2 protein-coding genes are annotated in these 1,592 nt (G+C 70.9%); both read left to right on the plus strand.

Features of this window, described 5'->3' with window-relative positions:
- Positions 1 to 291 (plus strand): type VI secretion system baseplate subunit TssF (locus tag AC1DYI_RS35065; protein WP_477208710.1); only part of this gene is annotated, 291 nt, incomplete at its 5' end.
- On the plus strand, positions 288 to 1,466 hold the full coding sequence (gene tssG / locus AC1DYI_RS35070) for a type VI secretion system baseplate subunit TssG (protein ID WP_477208711.1): 1,179 nt from the start codon (positions 288 to 290) through the stop codon (positions 1,464 to 1,466). The genes AC1DYI_RS35065 and tssG, both read left to right, overlap by 4 nt.
- Positions 1,467 to 1,592: the final 126 nt, after the last annotated feature.

The following is a 1,592-nucleotide window of genomic DNA, read 5'->3' on the forward strand; positions in this document are numbered from 1 at the left end:
CAGATCGACGGCGTGCGCTCGGTCACTGCGCGGTCGGTGGTGCGGCGCCTGCCGTTCGGCGGGCCCTTGACCTTCGGCACCGGCAGCGAGATCACCCTGGAGCTGGACGAGCTGGCCTTCCAGGGCAACGGGGTGTTCCTGTTCGCCAGCGTGCTGGAGCGCTACTTTGCGCGTTATGCGGCGATCAACACCTTCACCCAGCTGAGTCTGGTGTCCGCCCAACGCGGCCCGCTCAAGCGCTGGCCGGCGCGGGTGGGGCACGGCGGCGCCGAGCTGGAGCAAGAKGCATGACGGCACGCGAGTCCGCCGCCGAGCACGCGGCCGCGCTGCAAGCCTTGTTCGACCAGGTGGCGGCGGCCCCGTGGGCGCATGACTTCTTTGCGTTGCTGCGTCGTATTGAGGGCCTGTCGCCCGAGGCGCCGCGCCTTGGCCGCGCGCTGCGGCCCACGCAAGAGGCTGTTCGCCTGGGCCAGGAGCCGGAGCTGGACTTTGCGCCGGCCGCGCTGGCCAGCTTCACGCCGGGCCGCACGGCGCCGCGTTTGGGCGTGCGCTTCTTCGGCCTGCTCGGCCCGCAGGGGCCGATGCCGCTGCACCTGACCGAGTACACGCGCGAGCGCCTGCACCACCGTGGCGACCCAACGCTGGCGCGTTTTCTCGACGTGTTCCACCACCGGCTGCTGCTGTTCTTCTACCGTGCCTGGGCCCAGGCTCAGCCGACAGTGCAGCACGACCGGCCGGCCGATGACCGCTACGCCGCATGGCTGGGGGCAGCCGTGGGCTTGAACGGCACACTGCGCCCGCAAGACAGCGTGCCGCAGAACGCACGCCTGTTCCACGCCGGCCTGCTCGGCGGCGCCGGGCGTCACCCTGAGGGCTTGGCGAAGATCCTGTCGCTGCACTTTGGCGTGCCCGTGCGCATCGAGCAGCACGTGCCGCACTGGTTGCCGATCGAGCCCGAGGATCGCAGCCGCCTGGGCCACGCGCGCAATCGGCCCGAGCGGGTGGGGGCCACGCTGGCACGGCTGGGTCAGAACACCAGCGCAGGCAGCAAGCTGTGGGACCGGCAATACAAATTCCGCGTCGTGCTGGGCCCGTTGACGCTCGCGCAGTACGAAAGCTTCCTGCCCGACGGCTCGGCCTGGCGGCCGCTGAACGACTGGGTGCGCCAGTACGTGGCGCCCGGGCTGCAGTGGGATGTGCAGCCACTGCTGGCCCGCCAAGAGGTGCCCGCACCGCAACTGGGCCGCCATGCGCGCCTGGGCTTGACGACTTGGGGCGGCCGCGCCGGCCACCGCCCGCACACGCACGACCGCGGTGACCTGCGCCTGCGGCCCGGCGCGACGCTGCGCTCATCACCGCAAGGAAACGCCGGGCCGCCCCAAGTTTCCTTGACCCCCTCGGGGGGCGGGCTGGGCGTAGCCCAGTCCTGGGGGCATTCACGACAACTTCAGGGGGCCACGCCATGACCGAGATCGCACGCACCGCCTTGTTCGGCAAGCTCAATCCGCTGGCCTACAAGGCCATCGAGGGCGCCACCGTCTTTTGCAAGCTGCGCGGCAACCCGTTTGTCGAACTGCAGCACTGGCTCTACC

The organism is Ideonella sp. P3_A4 (assembly GCF_056403075.1).

Excerpts from the sequence above, each read along its gene's own strand:
- tssG (WP_477208711.1), top strand. The coding sequence starts at position 288 with ATGACGGCACGCGAGTCCGCCGCCGAGCACGCGGCCGCGCTGCAAGCC.